The organism is Serratia sp. BNK-4, from assembly GCF_048685115.1.
GTDB lineage: Bacteria > Pseudomonadota > Gammaproteobacteria > Enterobacterales > Enterobacteriaceae > Serratia > Serratia bockelmannii.
The window spans coordinates 2,783,015-2,797,699 of the sequence record NZ_JBLQTM010000001.1 but is presented as its reverse complement, the minus strand read 5'-3'; the positions used below and the strand labels follow the sequence as shown (position 1 = coordinate 2,797,699).

At 60.7% G+C, this 14,685-nt stretch carries 18 protein-coding genes and 1 pseudogene; 14 read left to right on the top strand and 5 right to left on the bottom strand.

Annotated elements, in window-relative coordinates; translation table 11 throughout:
* Positions 1-28: 28 nt before the first annotated feature.
* The 10 genes and pseudogenes from ACMGGW_RS13505 to ACMGGW_RS13460 all read left to right on the top strand — a co-directional run bounded on the left by ACMGGW_RS13505 (position 29) and on the right by ACMGGW_RS13460 (position 9,260).
* Complete coding sequence (locus tag ACMGGW_RS13505; RefSeq protein ID WP_038629515.1) at positions 29-1,645, top strand: methyl-accepting chemotaxis protein; 1,617 nt, start codon at positions 29-31, stop codon at positions 1,643-1,645.
* 37 nt (positions 1,646-1,682) lie between these two features.
* Complete coding sequence (cheR, locus tag ACMGGW_RS13500) at positions 1,683-2,555, top strand: protein-glutamate O-methyltransferase CheR (RefSeq protein WP_025159837.1); 873 nt, start codon at positions 1,683-1,685, stop codon at positions 2,553-2,555.
* On the top strand, positions 2,555-3,604 hold the full coding sequence (locus ACMGGW_RS13495; protein ID WP_025303269.1) for a protein-glutamate methylesterase/protein-glutamine glutaminase: 1,050 nt from the start codon (positions 2,555-2,557) through the stop codon (positions 3,602-3,604). Before cheR ends, ACMGGW_RS13495 begins: the two co-directional genes overlap by 1 nt.
* 102 nt (positions 3,605-3,706) lie before the next feature.
* The gene (cheY, locus tag ACMGGW_RS13490; protein WP_004934862.1) at positions 3,707-4,096 is read left to right on the top strand and encodes a chemotaxis response regulator CheY; all 390 of its coding nucleotides are present in this window, start codon (positions 3,707-3,709) and stop codon (positions 4,094-4,096) included.
* A 10-nt stretch (positions 4,097-4,106) separates the two neighbouring features.
* On the top strand, positions 4,107-4,751 hold the full coding sequence (cheZ, locus tag ACMGGW_RS13485; RefSeq protein ID WP_004934858.1) for a protein phosphatase CheZ: 645 nt from the start codon (positions 4,107-4,109) through the stop codon (positions 4,749-4,751).
* Between the two features lie 125 nt (positions 4,752-4,876).
* Positions 4,877-5,110 (top strand): type II toxin-antitoxin system VapB family antitoxin, encoded by a 234-nt coding sequence (gene vapB / locus ACMGGW_RS13480; RefSeq protein WP_089195989.1) that lies wholly within the window; start codon positions 4,877-4,879, stop codon positions 5,108-5,110.
* A pseudogene (vapC, locus tag ACMGGW_RS13475) lies at positions 5,110-5,507 on the top strand (type II toxin-antitoxin system tRNA(fMet)-specific endonuclease VapC). Before vapB ends, vapC begins: the two are co-directional and overlap by 1 nt.
* A 126-nt stretch (positions 5,508-5,633) precedes the next feature.
* Positions 5,634-6,785, top strand: coding sequence for a flagellar biosynthesis protein FlhB (gene flhB / locus ACMGGW_RS13470; protein ID WP_043138644.1), 1,152 nt, complete (start codon positions 5,634-5,636; stop codon positions 6,783-6,785).
* On the top strand, positions 6,778-8,856 hold the full coding sequence (gene flhA, locus ACMGGW_RS13465; RefSeq protein ID WP_127146020.1) for a flagellar biosynthesis protein FlhA: 2,079 nt from the start codon (positions 6,778-6,780) through the stop codon (positions 8,854-8,856). Before flhB ends, flhA begins: the two co-directional genes overlap by 8 nt.
* On the top strand, positions 8,856-9,260 hold the full coding sequence (locus ACMGGW_RS13460) for a flagellar protein FlhE (protein ID WP_127146019.1): 405 nt from the start codon (positions 8,856-8,858) through the stop codon (positions 9,258-9,260). The genes flhA and ACMGGW_RS13460 overlap by 1 nt, the downstream gene beginning before the upstream one ends.
* Before the next feature lie 2 nt (positions 9,261-9,262).
* On the opposite strand, the gene ACMGGW_RS13455 is transcribed toward ACMGGW_RS13460, so the two are convergent.
* The 5 genes from ACMGGW_RS13455 to flgA all read right to left on the bottom strand — a co-directional run bounded on the left by ACMGGW_RS13455 (position 9,263) and on the right by flgA (position 11,732).
* The gene (locus tag ACMGGW_RS13455) at positions 9,263-9,565 is read right to left on the bottom strand and encodes a helix-turn-helix domain-containing protein (RefSeq protein ID WP_015378258.1); all 303 of its coding nucleotides are present in this window, start codon (positions 9,563-9,565) and stop codon (positions 9,263-9,265) included.
* On the bottom strand, positions 9,558-9,932 hold the full coding sequence (locus ACMGGW_RS13450) for a type II toxin-antitoxin system RelE/ParE family toxin (RefSeq protein ID WP_025303266.1): 375 nt from the start codon (positions 9,930-9,932) through the stop codon (positions 9,558-9,560). The genes ACMGGW_RS13455 and ACMGGW_RS13450 overlap by 8 nt, the downstream gene beginning before the upstream one ends.
* Positions 9,933-10,162: 230 nt before the next feature.
* Positions 10,163-10,597 carry a flagella synthesis protein FlgN gene (locus ACMGGW_RS13445; protein ID WP_127146018.1) on the bottom strand — a complete coding sequence of 145 codons (435 nt, stop codon included), beginning with the start codon at positions 10,595-10,597 and terminating at the stop codon, positions 10,163-10,165.
* A gap of 40 nt (positions 10,598-10,637) precedes the next feature.
* Positions 10,638-10,949 (bottom strand): flagellar biosynthesis anti-sigma factor FlgM, encoded by a 312-nt coding sequence (gene flgM, locus ACMGGW_RS13440; protein ID WP_004934832.1) that lies wholly within the window; start codon positions 10,947-10,949, stop codon positions 10,638-10,640.
* A 129-nt stretch (positions 10,950-11,078) separates the two neighbouring features.
* Positions 11,079-11,732 (bottom strand): flagellar basal body P-ring formation chaperone FlgA, encoded by a 654-nt coding sequence (flgA, locus tag ACMGGW_RS13435; protein ID WP_025303264.1) that lies wholly within the window; start codon positions 11,730-11,732, stop codon positions 11,079-11,081.
* Between the two features lie 160 nt (positions 11,733-11,892).
* Between flgA and flgB the strand changes: the two genes are divergently transcribed.
* The 4 genes from flgB to flgE are packed head-to-tail and all read left to right on the top strand — an operon-like array spanning position 11,893 to position 14,684.
* Positions 11,893-12,306 carry a flagellar basal body rod protein FlgB gene (flgB, locus tag ACMGGW_RS13430; RefSeq protein WP_025303263.1) on the top strand — a complete coding sequence of 138 codons (414 nt, stop codon included), beginning with the start codon at positions 11,893-11,895 and terminating at the stop codon, positions 12,304-12,306.
* A gap of 5 nt (positions 12,307-12,311) precedes the next feature.
* Positions 12,312-12,716 carry a flagellar basal body rod protein FlgC gene (gene flgC, locus ACMGGW_RS13425; RefSeq protein WP_004934826.1) on the top strand — a complete coding sequence of 135 codons (405 nt, stop codon included), beginning with the start codon at positions 12,312-12,314 and terminating at the stop codon, positions 12,714-12,716.
* A gap of 12 nt (positions 12,717-12,728) precedes the next feature.
* Positions 12,729-13,406: a flagellar hook assembly protein FlgD gene (gene flgD, locus ACMGGW_RS13420; RefSeq protein ID WP_016927297.1), complete on the top strand. Its 678-nt coding sequence runs from the start codon at positions 12,729-12,731 to the stop codon at positions 13,404-13,406.
* A gap of 54 nt (positions 13,407-13,460) precedes the next feature.
* The gene (gene flgE / locus ACMGGW_RS13415) at positions 13,461-14,684 is read left to right on the top strand and encodes a flagellar hook protein FlgE (protein ID WP_025303262.1); all 1,224 of its coding nucleotides are present in this window, start codon (positions 13,461-13,463) and stop codon (positions 14,682-14,684) included.
* The last annotated feature ends 1 nt before the right edge of the window (position 14,685 follow it).

The following is a 14,685-nucleotide window of genomic DNA, read 5'->3' as shown; positions in this document are numbered from 1 at the left end:
TCGCCGGCCGGCTGCAAGGAGGTTCACAGTGTTTAACCGAATCCGTATCTCTACCAGCTTATTCCTGTTGTTGATGACCTTCTGCGTTCTGCAGTTGGCCAGCAGCGGCCTGTCGTATTCCGCGTTTCGCTCCGATAACCACAACCTCGACATCATCACCCTCGGCAGCCAGCAGCGCGATTCGCTCAGCCTGAGTTGGGTGTCGCTGTTGCAGGCGCGCAATACGCTGAACCGCGCCGGCACCCGCGCGGCGCTGAAGCTGCCGCAGGAGCAGGTGAACGAACTGATGAGCAGCGCCCGCAGTTCGCTGCAGAAGGCCGATCTCTATTTCAATCAGTTCATGGCGGTTGAACGCAGCAGTGAACAGCAAAGCCAGCAGACGGCCACCACCAAGGCCAGCTACGAGCGGCTGCGCGGCGCGCTGCGTGAACTGATCGGTTTCCTGGAAAAGGGCGAGCTGCAGGCGTTTATGGATCAGCCGACGCAGAAAACCCAGGACCTGTTCGAGGCCGACTTCGTGCAGTACCTGCAGTTGGTCAACGGCGACATCAGCGAAGCCAGGGACGCCAACCAGTTCTCCTTCACGCTGGCGGGCCTGATGCTGGCGGGGGCGGTCTTGATGCTGATCGTGGTGACCGGCAGCGCCATGTGGTGGTTGCGCACCATGTTGGTACAGCCGTTGAACCAAATCCGCAGCCACTTTGAACGCATCGCCGCCGGCGATTTGGCGACGCCGATTCAGGTGTACGGCCGCAATGAAATCAGCATGCTGTTCGCCAGCCTGCAACGCACGCAGCAGTCGCTGATCGGCACCGTCGGCGCGGTGCGCGACGGGGCGGAGTCGATTCTGATCGGCCTGCAGGAAATCTCCGAAGGCAATAACGATCTGTCTTCCCGCACCGAGCAGCAGGCCGCTTCGCTGGAAGAGACCGCCGCCAGCATGGAACAGCTGACCGCGACGGTGAAGCAGAACGCCGACAATGCGCGGCAGGCCTCTCAGCTGGCGCGTGACGCCTCGGCCACCGCGGCCAAGGGCGGCGAGCTGGCCGGCGATGTGGTCACCACCATGCACGATATCGCCAACAGTTCGCAGAAAATCGGCGCCATCACCAGCGTGATTGACGGCATCGCCTTCCAGACCAACATTCTGGCGCTCAATGCGGCGGTGGAAGCGGCGCGCGCCGGTGAACAAGGACGCGGTTTCGCCGTGGTCGCCGGCGAAGTGCGCAACCTGGCGAGCCGCAGCGCGCAGGCGGCGAAAGAGATCAAGGGGCTGATCGACGAATCGGTCAGCCGCGTCAAACACGGCTCGGTGCTGGTGGAAAACTCCGGCGCCACCATGCAGGACATTGTGCGTTCGGTGACCCGCGTGACCGACATCATGGGCGAGATCGCGTCGGCGTCGGATGAACAGAGCCGCGGCATCGAGCAGGTGACGCAGGCGGTGACCCAGATGGATCAGGTCACCCAGCAGAACGCCGCGTTGGTGGAAGAGTCCGCTTCTGCCGCCACCGCGCTGGAAGAGCAGGCCATTACCCTGGCCGATGCGGTCGCGGTATTCCGTCTGGCGGACGATAACTTCGTCGCGCCAGGTAACAGCAGCAACGCAGTTTCACCCGTGGTAAAGGAAGCCCAAGATTGTTAAACCGCATAAGCAGCACGTTTTTCTCCGGTGAAGCGGCATGAAACAGGCGCCGTCAACTTCTAACCGGGATACAGCGTCGATGTTGACGCAAATGGTGCAGCGTCTGCCGCTGTCGGACGTGCATTTTCGCCGTATCAGCCAGTTGATTTATCAACGCGCCGGCATCGTGCTGGCGGAGCATAAGCGCGAGATGGTTTACAACCGCCTGGTGCGCCGGCTGCGGCTGTTGGGATTGCACGATTTCGGCGACTACTTGGCGCTGCTGGAAAGCGATCCGAACAGCGCGGAGTGGCAGGCGTTCATCAACGCGTTGACCACCAACCTGACGGCCTTTTTCCGCGAGGCGCATCATTTCCCGATCCTGGCGGAGCATGCGCGCTCGCGGCCGAACGGCTACAGCGTCTGGAGCACCGCGGCCTCGACCGGTGAAGAGCCGTATTCGATCGCCATCACGCTGAGCGATGCATTGGGCCAGCGGGCCGGCAGTTGCCAGGTCTGGGCCAGCGACATCGACACGCAGGTGCTGGAAAAAGCGGAAGCGGGCGTTTACCGCCAGGAAGATCTGCGCACCCTGACGCCGACCCAAATGCAGCGCTATTTCCTGCGTGGCACCGGGCCGCATCAGGGGCTGGTGCGCGTGCGGCCGGAACTGGCGGCGCGGGTGAACTTCCAGCCGTTGAACCTGCTGGCGCCAGAGTGGGCGCTGCCGGGGCAATTCGACGCCATTTTTTGCCGCAACGTCATGATCTATTTCGATAAGGCGACGCAGGAGCGCATTCTGCGCCGCTTCGTTCCCTTGCTTAAGCCGGGGGGGCTGATGTTCGCTGGCCACTCCGAGAACTTCAGCCAGATCAGCCGGGATTTCTACTTGCGTGGGCAGACCGTGTATGGGCTGACCAAGGAGAGGTAATGAGTAAAATCAGAGTGTTATGCGTAGACGATTCGGCACTGATGCGTCAGCTGATGACGGAAATCGTGAACGGCCATCCCGACATGGAAATGGTGGCGACCGCGCCGGATCCGCTGGTGGCGCGCGATCTGATCAAAAAATTTAATCCCCAGGTGCTGACGCTGGACGTCGAGATGCCGCGCATGGACGGGCTGGATTTCCTCGAGAAGCTGATGCGCCTGCGGCCGATGCCGGTGGTGATGGTCTCTTCGCTGACCGGTAAAGGGTCTGAGATCACGCTGCGCGCGCTGGAGCTGGGCGCGGTGGATTTCGTCACCAAACCGCAGCTCGGTATCCGTGAGGGCATGTTGGCCTACAGCGAACTGATTGCCGAGAAGATCCGCACCGCCGCCAGAGCGCGCCTGCCGCAGCGTTCCAACAGCCCGGCGCCGGCGATCCTCAGCCACGCGCCGCTGCTGAGCAGTGAAAAATTGATCGCCATCGGCGCTTCCACCGGCGGTACCGAAGCGATCCGCCAGGTACTGCAGCCGCTGCCGGCCACCAGCCCGGCGCTGCTGATCACCCAGCACATGCCGCCCGGTTTCACCCGTTCGTTCGCCGAACGGCTGAACAAACTGTGCCAGATCACGGTGAAAGAAGCGGAGGACGGCGAGCGCGTGCTGCCGGGCCACGCCTACATCGCACCGGGGGACCGCCACCTGGAGCTGGCGCGCAGCGGCGCCAACTATCAGGTGAAGCTGCATGACGGCCCGGCGGTCAACCGCCATCGTCCGTCTGTCGACGTGCTGTTCCGTTCGGTGGCGCAATATGCCGGCCGCAATGCGGTGGGGGTGATCCTCACCGGCATGGGGAACGACGGTGCGGCGGGGATGCTGGAGATGCACCGCGCCGGGGCGTATACCCTGGCGCAGAACGAGGCGAGCTGCGTGGTGTTCGGCATGCCGCGCGAGGCGATCGCCAGCGGCGGCGTCAGCGAAGTGGTCGAGTTGGACAGGATGAGCCAGCGCATGTTGGCGCAGATTTCCGGCGGCCAGGCATTGCGTATTTGATTTTAGTCCGCAGGGTTTACCCGGCGGCGATATGACCCTGGTTCGCCGCGCGGCGGCCTGCGGTTTTGCATTATTAAACGGTTAACTATTTCAGGAGTAACAATGGCAGACAAGAACCTCAGATTTCTGGTTGTGGACGACTTTTCCACCATGCGCCGCATCGTCAGAAATTTGCTCAAAGAGCTAGGCTTCAACAACGTCGAAGAAGCTGAAGATGGCGCGGATGCGCTGAACAAGCTGCGCGCCGGCGGTTTCGACTTCGTGGTGTCCGATTGGAACATGCCGAACATGGACGGACTCGAACTGTTACAGACCATTCGCGCCGATAGCGCGCTGGCCGCGATGCCGGTACTGATGGTGACGGCGGAAGCCAAGAAAGAAAATATCATCGCGGCGGCGCAGGCCGGCGCCAGCGGTTATGTAGTGAAACCATTTACGGCGGCGACGCTGGAAGAAAAGCTCAACAAGATTTTTGAAAAATTGGGCATGTAAGGAGAGGGCGATGAGAGACATTCCAATGCCTGCCAGCGATGCAGCGACCGCGGGAGAGATCATCTCCCGCATCGGCCAACTGACCCGAATGCTGCGCGACAGCATGCGCGAACTGGGGCTCGATCAGGCGATCGCCCAGGCGGCAGAGGCGATCCCGGATGCGCGCGACCGTCTTGACTATGTCGTAACCATGACGGCGCAGGCGGCGGAACGGGCGTTGAACTGCGTGGAGGCGGCGCAACCGCGCCAGGCGGAGCTGGAATCCGGCGCCAACGCGTTGAAAGGGCGCTGGGACGAGTGGTTCGCCAATCCCATCGAACTGGACGATGCGCGTTCTCTGGTCAACGACACGCGCCAGTATCTGGATCAGGTGCCGGGCCATACAGCCTTCACCAATGCCCAGCTACTGGAAATCATGATGGCGCAGGACTTCCAGGATCTGACCGGTCAGGTGATCAAGCGCATGATGGATGTGGTGCAGGAGATCGAAAAGCAGCTGCTGATGGTGCTGATGGAAAACATGCCGGAGCAGCCGGTGAAGGAAAAACGGCCGAACGACAGCCTGCTGAACGGCCCGCAGCTCGACCAGAACGGCGTCGGTGTCATCGCCAACCAGGCGCAGGTCGACGATCTGCTCGACAGCCTCGGTTTCTAAGGCTTTTCGGGGCGCGCGACGGCGCGCCCCGAAAGTTGCGCGGTGTCCCGCAAAGATTAATGTATATAGCATTACTATATACATCATGGCGGTTATAATTTGTACTCCAATTTAAGGAGGTCGCCATGACGTTAGGTTCTGTCTTTACCAATAATCGGACACAGGCTGTACGCTTGCCCGCAGAGGTGCGTTTCCCTGATACCGTTTCTAAAGTGACCGTTCGCGTAGTGGGCAAAGAGCGCATTCTTGCCCCCCTGGAGAATACTTGGGACAGTTTCTTCTGTGCGGCAAATGAGGTGAGCGATGATTTCCTCAATGAACGTGCAGGACAGCACCAGGGTGAGCGGGAAGATTTTTGATGTTCAGTCATATGCTGGACACCAACATTGTTATCTATGTCATCAAGCGCCGGCCGCTGGAAGTGCTGGAGGCATTCAATCGCTATGCAGGTAAAATGGTCATTTCGTCGATCACCTATGGCGAATTGGTTCACGGGTGGAGAAAAGCGCTCGTCCAGCGGTGAACGCCAGAGTCGTTGAAGATTTTGTCTCCCGATTGGACATTCTCGATTACAGCGCCAAAGCGACATCGCACTATGGCAATATCCGGGCTGCGCTGGAACGCCAGGGAACGCCTATTGGCGTAAACGATCTACATATCGCCAGGCATGCGCGCAGCGAAGGATTGATCCTGGTGACCAATAATCGACGCGAACTTGAGCGCGTTGAGGGTTTGCGGCTGGAAAATTGGTTGTAACGTCTCCCTGATGGTCTCATCCCCTAAATAACCCGCCTTTTTCCCCGTTGTTCCGCCAATGACATCGCCAATTTTTTGGCATGCTGACCGCCATTCTTTACCCTCCCGACACAGGAACGGCGTTTCGTGGCTGAAGACAGCGATCTGGAAAAAAGCGAGGCCCCCACGCCCCACCGGCTGGAGAAGGCGCGTGAAGACGGCCAGATCCCGCGCTCCCGCGAGCTGACCTCGGTACTGATGCTGCTCTCGGGCCTCGCGATCATCCTGATGTCCGGCAGCAACATGGCGCAACAGCTGGCGGCGATGCTCACGCAGGGGTTGAACTTCGACCATGGCATGGTCAGCAACGATAAACAGATGGTACGCCAACTCGGCATGTTGCTGCGTCAGGCGGTGCTGGCGCTGTTGCCGATCATGGCGGGGCTGGTACTGGTGGCGCTCGCCGCGCCGATGCTGCTGGGGGGCATTCTGTTCAGCGGCAAGTCGATTAAATTCGACTTGAAGCGGTTGAACCCGTTGTCCGGGTTGAAGCGCATCTTTTCCACCCAGGTGCTGGCCGAGCTGCTGAAAGGGATCCTCAAAGCGACGCTGGTCGGTTGGGTGACCGGTCTTTATCTGTGGCACAACTGGGCGGCGATGCTGCATCTGATGACTCAGCAGCCGCTCGACGCGTTGGGCAATGCGCTGCAGATGATCCTGTTCTGCGGTTTTCTGGTGGTGCTGGGATTGACGCCGATGGTGGCGTTTGACGTGTTCTACCAGCTGTGGAGCCACTTCAAAAAGCTGAAGATGACCAAGCAGGATATTCGCGACGAATTCAAAGACCAGGAGGGGGATCCGCACGTCAAGGGACGCATTCGCCAGCAGCAGCGGGCGATCGCCCGGCGCCGCATGATGGCCGACGTGCCTAAGGCGGACGTGATCGTCACCAACCCGACGCACTACGCCGTCGCGTTGCAGTACAACGACAAAAAAATGAGTGCGCCGAAAGTGCTGGCCAAAGGGGCCGGCGAAATCGCCTTGCGCATTCGTGAGCTCGGTGCGGAGCACCGCATTCCGATGCTGGAGGCGCCGCCGCTGGCGCGTGCGCTGTATCGGCACAGCGAGATTGGACAACATATTCCGGCCACCCTGTATGCCGCCGTCGCCGAAGTGCTGGCCTGGGTGTACCAGCTGCGCCGCTGGCGGCGCGAGGGCGGCCTGATCCCGAAAAAACCTGAACGTTTACCGGTGCCGGAAGCACTGGATTTTGCAAGAGAGAGTGACTCTGATGGCTAATTTGGCCTCCCTGCTTCGTTTGCCGGGCAATTTTAAAGATACGCAGTGGCAGGTGTTGGCCGGCCCGGTGCTGATCCTGTTGATCCTGTCGATGATGGTGCTGCCGCTGCCGGCGTTTATCCTCGATCTGCTGTTTACCTTCAACATCGCGCTGTCAATCATGGTGCTGCTGGTGGCGATGTTCACCCAGCGCACGCTCGAATTCGCCGCCTTCCCGACCATTCTGCTGTTCTCCACATTGCTGCGTTTGTCGCTCAACGTCGCGTCGACGCGCATCATCTTGCTGGAGGGCCACACCGGTTCCGCCGCCGCCGGGCGCGTGGTGGAAGCCTTTGGCCACTTCCTGGTGGGGGGCAACTTCGCCATCGGCATCGTGGTGTTCATCATCCTGGTGCTGATCAACTTTATGGTAATTACCAAAGGTGCAGGGCGTATCGCCGAAGTGGGCGCGCGCTTCGTGCTGGACGGCATGCCGGGTAAACAGATGGCGATCGACGCCGACCTGAACGCCGGGCTGATCGGTGAAGACGAAGCGAAGAAACGCCGCGCTGAAGTGACCCAGGAGGCCGATTTCTACGGCTCGATGGACGGTGCCAGTAAATTCGTGCGTGGCGATGCCATTGCCGGCCTGATGATCATGGTGCTGAACGTCGTCGGTGGCCTGTTGGTCGGTGTCGTGCAGCATGGCATGGAGCTGGGGGCGGCGGCGGAAAGCTATACGCTGCTGACCATCGGTGACGGCCTGGTGGCCCAGATCCCAGCGTTGGTGATCTCCACCGCCGCCGGCGTCATCGTCACCCGCGTCGCGACCGATCAGGACGTCGGCGAGCAGATGGTGGGCCAGCTGTTCAACAATCCGCGCGTGATGTTGCTGAGCGCCGGGGTACTGGGGCTGTTGGGCCTGGTGCCGGGCATGCCGAACCTGGTGTTCCTGCTGTTTACCGCCGCTTTGCTGGGCCTGGCCTGGTGGCTGCGTGGCCGTGAACAACAGGCACCGAAAACGGTGGAAGAACCGGCGATGCCGGAGAATCCGCAGGCCGCCGAGGCCAGCTGGGCCGACGTTCAGTTGGAAGATCCGCTGGGGATGGAAGTGGGCTACCGGCTGATTCCGATGGTCGATTTTCAACAGAACGGCGAGCTGCTGGGGCGTATCCGCGGGATCCGCAAGAAATTCGCGCAGGACATGGGCTATTTGCCGCCGGTGGTACACATCCGCGACAATCTGGAACTGCCGCCAGCCAGCTACCGCATCCTGATGAAAGGCGTTGAGATCGGCAGCGGTGAAGCGCAGCCGGGCCGTTGGCTGGCGATCAACCCCGGCAATGCCGTGGGCGAGCTGGCGGGAGACAAAACCGTCGATCCCGCCTTTGGGCTCGAGGCGGTATGGATCGACAGCGCCTTGCGCGAGCAGGCGCAGATCCAGGGCTTTACCGTGGTGGAAGCCAGTACCGTAGTAGCGACGCACCTTAATCACCTGATCGGCCAGTTCGCCAGCGAGCTGTTTGGCCGCCAAGAAACTCAGCAGCTGCTGGACCGTGTTTCACAAGAGATGCCGAAGCTGACCGAAGACCTCGTGCCGGGCGTGGTGTCGCTGACGACGCTGCACAAAGTGCTGCAAAACCTGTTGGCCGAACGCGTTTCTATCCGCGATATGCGCACCATCGTCGAAACGCTGGCGGAACATGCCCCGGCGCAAAGCGATCCTTATGAGCTGACGACCGTGGTGCGGGTGGCGCTGGGCCGGGCGATCACGCAGCAGTGGTTCCCGGGCAACGGCGAGATTCAGGTTATCGGCTTGGATACCCAGCTGGAGCGCCTGTTGCTGCAGGCGTTGCAGGGCGGCGGCGGTCTGGAGCCGGGGCTGGCTGACCGTCTGCTGGAGCAGGCGCGTCAGGCGCTGCAACGGCAAGAGATGCTCAGCGCGCCGCCGGTACTGTTGGTTAACCATGCTCTGCGTCCTTTACTGGCGCGCTTCCTGCGTCGCAGCCTGCCGCAGCTCGTGGTGCTGTCCAACCTGGAGATCAACGACGATCGCCAGATTCGCATGACCTCGACCATTGGAGCCGCCTGATGAAACGCTGTCTGTCCTTGTTGTGTTTGCTGGCGCCGCTAGCCGCCGGCGCGGTGTCCGGCTCCTGGGTGGCCGAAGGGGCGGGCGTGACGCTGGAACAGGGCGGGATGCGCGATGAATCCGCCGGTTTGCGGCCGCCGAACGCGCTGCCGGATGCCAATGCGCGCATCACCAGCGTCAGCTGGCGCTACCGTTTGCTGGGGCCAGAGCCCGTGGGGCTGCAGGCGCAGCTTTGCACGGTCAACCGCTGCATTCCGCTGGGCGGCGGCAGCGGCAGCAGCAACGGTCTGCAGGGCGAGCCGGCCAATGCGGAATTGCGTTTCGTCTATTACGTGCAGTCGCAAGGCGGGTTGAACCCGCCGCTGCGGGTGATTGGCAATCAGGTGATCGTCAATTATCAGTAAGATCAGGCCAGAATTTGCAGGCCGTTGCGTTCCACCAGCGTCAGCAGCTTCATCGCGGCGGAGTTCGGTTGCGCTTCGCCGCGCTCCCATTTCTGTACCGCCTTTTTGCTGACGTTGAGATACAGCGCAAACACCGGCTGACTGACGTTTTCCCGTTCGCGCAGCGCGCGGATCTCGGCCGGCCCGAACTGCTTCACCGGCCGCAGGCACAGCATGTCGAAAGTGCGCATGGTCACGTCGTCGACGAAACCGGCGCGGTGCAGGCCCTGAACTTCCTGGTGGATCTCGGCAAGAATTTTACTCATCGCTTAGCCTCCGTAACTCCCTGTTGTTGACCAGCTGGTAGAGTCTGAATGGCGAATAATCCAGATACAGCGCAGCCAGATGTTTCAATCCCTGTAACTCATCCGCACTGATGTTTTCTCTCTCGCTTTTGGCAAAGCCGCGCATAAAAAACAGGCGGTCTTCATCGCGAAAAACGATCAGCACCCGATAGCCGCCACGTTTGCCCGCACCAGCCCGAGCGATGCGCTTTTTGTATACGCAACCGCCAAGATTGGCGTCGTACCGCTGATGCTGCATTTCTCGCGCCGCTTTCACTATCGTGGCGTCGCTAATGCGCTCGCGTGCGGCAAAACCCTGAAAGGTTTTGGTGAGATAGATATCAGCCATTCGCTCTCCCTGCGAATCTATACCCGTTAAGGGTATATTTCAAGTGATTTAAAAATCACCACAGGGTGACAAGTGGCCAAAGGGAAAGAAACAGCCAAATTCACGTTCTGCGCAGCCTGACGCATAACGTTAAGGGAACTCAGGAGGTGATGAGGTGAAAATGCGAGGGGATGCGCAAAAGTCGGCTAACGCGTGCCCGGTGATAGGCTCACCGGGCGAAATGAGTCAGGTCAGACGCCGATTTTTCTGCCGAGCAGGCTGCCGGCGTGCGACTGGCCGTCCGGGCCATACAGCGATTTGTTGTTCTTACTGAGGATAGCCAGCGCCTGAGCGTTGTGGTCGATCTGCTGATTGAGCAGCAGGCCGTTGTGCTGGTTCTTCTCACGCAGCGTTTGGCTCAGCAACTGAACGTGTTGCCAGCGATCGGCCAGAGGCGCATGGCTGGCATAGGGCGCGCGTTGCCCGCAGGTTTTTTCCTGCCCCAGGCGCTGTTGCTCGAGGTAAGCGACCGTCGCCAGCAGTTGGCTTTTGGCATCGGTGACGCGCTGCAAGGCCACGCCGGGCAACTGGCCGGAACACAGCAAGTCGTGCTCTTCCTCCAGCACGCCATTGAGCGCCTGCAGTGTTTCCAACAGTTTGTCCAGCAGTTGTACCAGCTTTTCCATAGTGATGACTTATCCTTTATCGCTACCCGCCGCCGCGTTGTCAGTCGCGTCCGGCGATCCATTGAACATCGCTCTGCGCGTCTTGCAGCAGTGCGTCGGCGATTTTGCCGGCGTCCATCTTCAGTTCACCGTTGCGGATCGCCTGTTTGATGGCCTCGACCCGGCCCATATCGATATCCTGGGTGCCCGGTTGCATCAGGCGCGCCTGCGCCTCGCTCAGTTTGACCTGCGTGCCGCTGACGGCGGTTTCGGCCACGGCGGCCTTGCGCGGTTGGAGCGGGTTGTCGGCCGGGGTTTCACGCGGTTGCACAGTGGAAACCGGCTGTAACCGCTGGGTGCGATCGATACTCATGGTCCATCTCCGTTTACGCCGTGGCCGCTCGGGGGCGACGACGCTGCAATGAAAGTTTTGCGGCCCTGGTGGCCAATAAAATGCTGCTTGATTTGTCTTATCGGCAAGGTTTGCGGAACCTTTACTTTTTTATAACGTAATGCGGATCGCGCCGTCGTCCCCGACCACGCCGCTGACGATCTGCCCGGACGCCATGCGCACCCGCACGCTGTCTTCGGCGGCGGCGTTGTTCATCGCCTTACCCGCACCGCTGATGCTGAATCCTTCGCCCTGTGCATTGACCTGTACCGATTGCCCGGCCTTGATAATCCAGGCGCGGCGCAGCATGGCGAGGGTCAGCGGCTGACCGGGGCTAATGTTGCGCAGGCTGACGGCGCCTAACGCTTTGCTCGCTTCGGTCAGCGCACGCGGCGGCAGGGTATCGAGCCGGCCTGCTTTCAACGTCAGATCCGCCGCCGTCAACCGGCTGCCGGCGCTGATGCCGCGCGCCGAAACGAGATAGCGGCCAAACACCTGCACCTGCGTCTGGATAAAACGCCGCTCCTGGCCACAGCGCGCCGAAATGCTGACGTTGCCGCCGATCCGCGCGTTGGGCGGCAGCGACAGCTGCGGCAGTTCGCAAGCGGGCCATTGGTTCGGCGGCGTGCGCACCCGCACTTTTACCTGTACCGGTTCGCCGCTGAACTTGCCTTGGATGAAGCTTTCGATTTGCGTCGCCAGATCGTCGGCGCGCGCGTTCAGACTGCACAGCAGGCCGATAAGCAGCAGCATTTTACCTTTCATCGTCATCTTCTCAAGCTTCATCGGGATACGCGTAAGTGTACCCGCAGCGCGCGCAGGCTAAGCAGATAAATAGCGCCCCATTTTGCGTTTATTCCCGCGATAGGGTAGCGCGGGGGGCGTTTATGCTGTCGACTCCAAATTCTAACCTCGCGGAGGGAGCATGCTCGACAAACTGGACGCGGCTCTGCGCTTTGGCCAAGAGGCGCTGAACTTGCGCGCCCAGCGGCAGGAAATTCTGGCCGCCAACATCGCCAACGCAGACACACCGGGTTATCAGGCGCGGGATATCGATTTCGCCAGCCAATTGAACAAAGTGATGGAGCAGGGGCGCGTCAGCGGCAACGGCATGTCGCTGAACCTGACGGCGGCGCGCCACATCCCGGCGCAGACCCTGCAGCCGCCGCAGCTCGATTTGCTGTTCCGGGTGCCGGATCAGCCCTCGATGGACGGCAACACGGTGGACATGGATCGCGAACGCACCAACTTTGCCGATAACAGCCTGAAATATCAGACCGACCTGACGCTGCTCAACGGTCAGATCAAAGGGATGATGTCCGTGCTGCAACAAGGATAAGGCGCATGTCTTTACTGAATATTTTTGATATCTCCGGCTCGGCGTTATCGGCGCAATCCCAGCGCATGAACGTCAGCGCCAGCAACATGGCCAACGCCGACAGCGTGACCGGCCCGGACGGCGAGCCTTACCGCGCCAAGCAGGTGGTGTTCCAGGTCGCGGCGGCCCCCGGGCAGCCGACCGGCGGCGTACGCGTCGCTCAGGTGGTGGACGATCCGGCGCCCGAGCGTCTGGTCTATCAACCGGGCAACCCGCTGGCGGACGCCAAGGGCTACGTGCGCATGCCGAACGTCGACGTGGTGGGTGAAATGGTCAACACCATCTCCGCTTCCCGCAGCTACCAGGCCAATGTCGAGGTGCTCAACACCACCAAGTCGATGATGATGAAAACCCTGACGTTGGGTCAGTAACCGGAGGTTCCCATGGCTATCGCCGCAACCACGAACGAGTCGTTGGACAACACCGTCATCGGTAACAACAGCAAAAATACCAACAGCCAGGATCTGCACAACAGTTTCCTGACGCTGCTGGTGGCGCAGTTGAAAAACCAGGATCCGACCAATCCGATGCAGAACAACGAACTGACCTCGCAGCTAGCGCAGATCAACACCGTGCAGGGCATCGAAAAACTCAACACCACGCTGGGGTCGATCTCCGGCCAGATCAACAGCAACCAGTCGCTGCAAGCCACTGCGCTGATCGGCCACGGCGTGATGGTGCCGGGCAATAACATTCTGGTCGGCAGCAAGGACGGCAAGGTCAGCACGACGCCGTTCGGCGTGGAACTGGAGCGCGCTGCCGATCAGGTGACCGCTACCATCACCAACGCCAGTGGGCAGGTGGTGCGCACCATCGAAATCGGCGGCCTGACCGCCGGTGTGCATGCCTTCACCTGGGACGGTTCGTTGGATGACGGCTCTACCGCACCCGACGGCGCCTACAAAGTGGCGATTAACGCCAAAGGCAATGGCGAGCAACTGGTGGCGCGCAGCCTGCACTTCGGCCTGGTGAACGGCGTGATCCGCGACGGCAACGGCGCCAAGCTGGATCTCGGTCTGGCGGGCAACGCCACCCTGGAAGACGTGCGACAGATCTTATAACCCTAAGCATCAGGCTCAATCGGACGATAGCCTGACCACTATTCGGAGAATAACATGGCCTTTTCTCAGGCAGTCAGCGGCTTAAACGCGGCAGCAACCAACCTGGACGTGATCGGTAACAACATCGCCAACTCCGCGACTGCGGGCTTCAAATCCGGCAGCGTCTCCTTTGCCGATATGTTCGCCGGTTCACAGGTCGGTCTGGGCGTCAAAGTGTCCGGCATCACTCAGAACTTCAAGGGTGGCACCACCACCGGCACCAGCCGTTCATTGGATGTGGCCATCAACGGCAACGGTTTTTTCCGCATGCAGGATAAAGACGGCGGCATCTTCTATACCCGCAACGGTCAGTTCAAGCTGGACGAAAACCGCAACCTGACCAACATGCAGGGGCTACAGCTGACCGGCTACCCGGCGGCCGGCTCTCCGCCGACCATCCAGCAGGGCGCCAACCCGGTGCCGCTGAGCATTCCTGAAGGTATGATGAACGCCAAGGCGTCCACCTCCGGCGAGATGGTGGCCAACCTGAAGTCCACCCATAAAGTGCCGGAGAACAAGACCTTCGATCCGACCAAGCAGGACAGCTACAACTACGTCAACACCATCACCGCTTACGACTCGCTGGGTAATGCGCACAACATCAACGCCTACTTTGTGAAGACAGCAGACAATAAATGGCAGGTCTACACCCAGGACGGCAGCGCCGCGCCGGTTGACGCCGGCACCATGGAGTTCAGCCCCAGCGGCAACCTGGTGAAAACCACCAGCACCAACGGCGCACCGGGCGAGTTCAGCATGGTGATCCCGATGACCGCCAAAGACGGTGCTCCGGCGCAAAACTTTACCCTGAGCTTCGCCGGCAGCATGCAGCAGAACGTGAGCAGCGACTCGGTGAGCAAGGTATCGCAGGACGGTTATGCCGCCGGTGAATACACGGGCTACCAGATCAACAATGACGGCACCATCGTGGGCGTCTATTCCAACCAGCAGACCCAGCTGTTGGGCCAGATCGTCATGGCCAACTTCTCCAACCCGGAAGGGCTGGCGTCGCAGGGCGATAACGTGTGGCAGGAAACCGGTGCGTCCGGTCAGCCGCGCGTTGGTCTGTCGGGCGGCGGCGGCTTCGGTAAGCTGACCAGCGGCGCGCTGGAGTCTTCCAACGTCGATCTGAGCCAGGAGCTGGTGAACATGATCGTCGCACAGCGTAACTACCAGTCCAACGCCCAGACCATCAAGACGCAGGACTCCATCCTGCAGACGTTGGTTAGCCTGCGCTAAT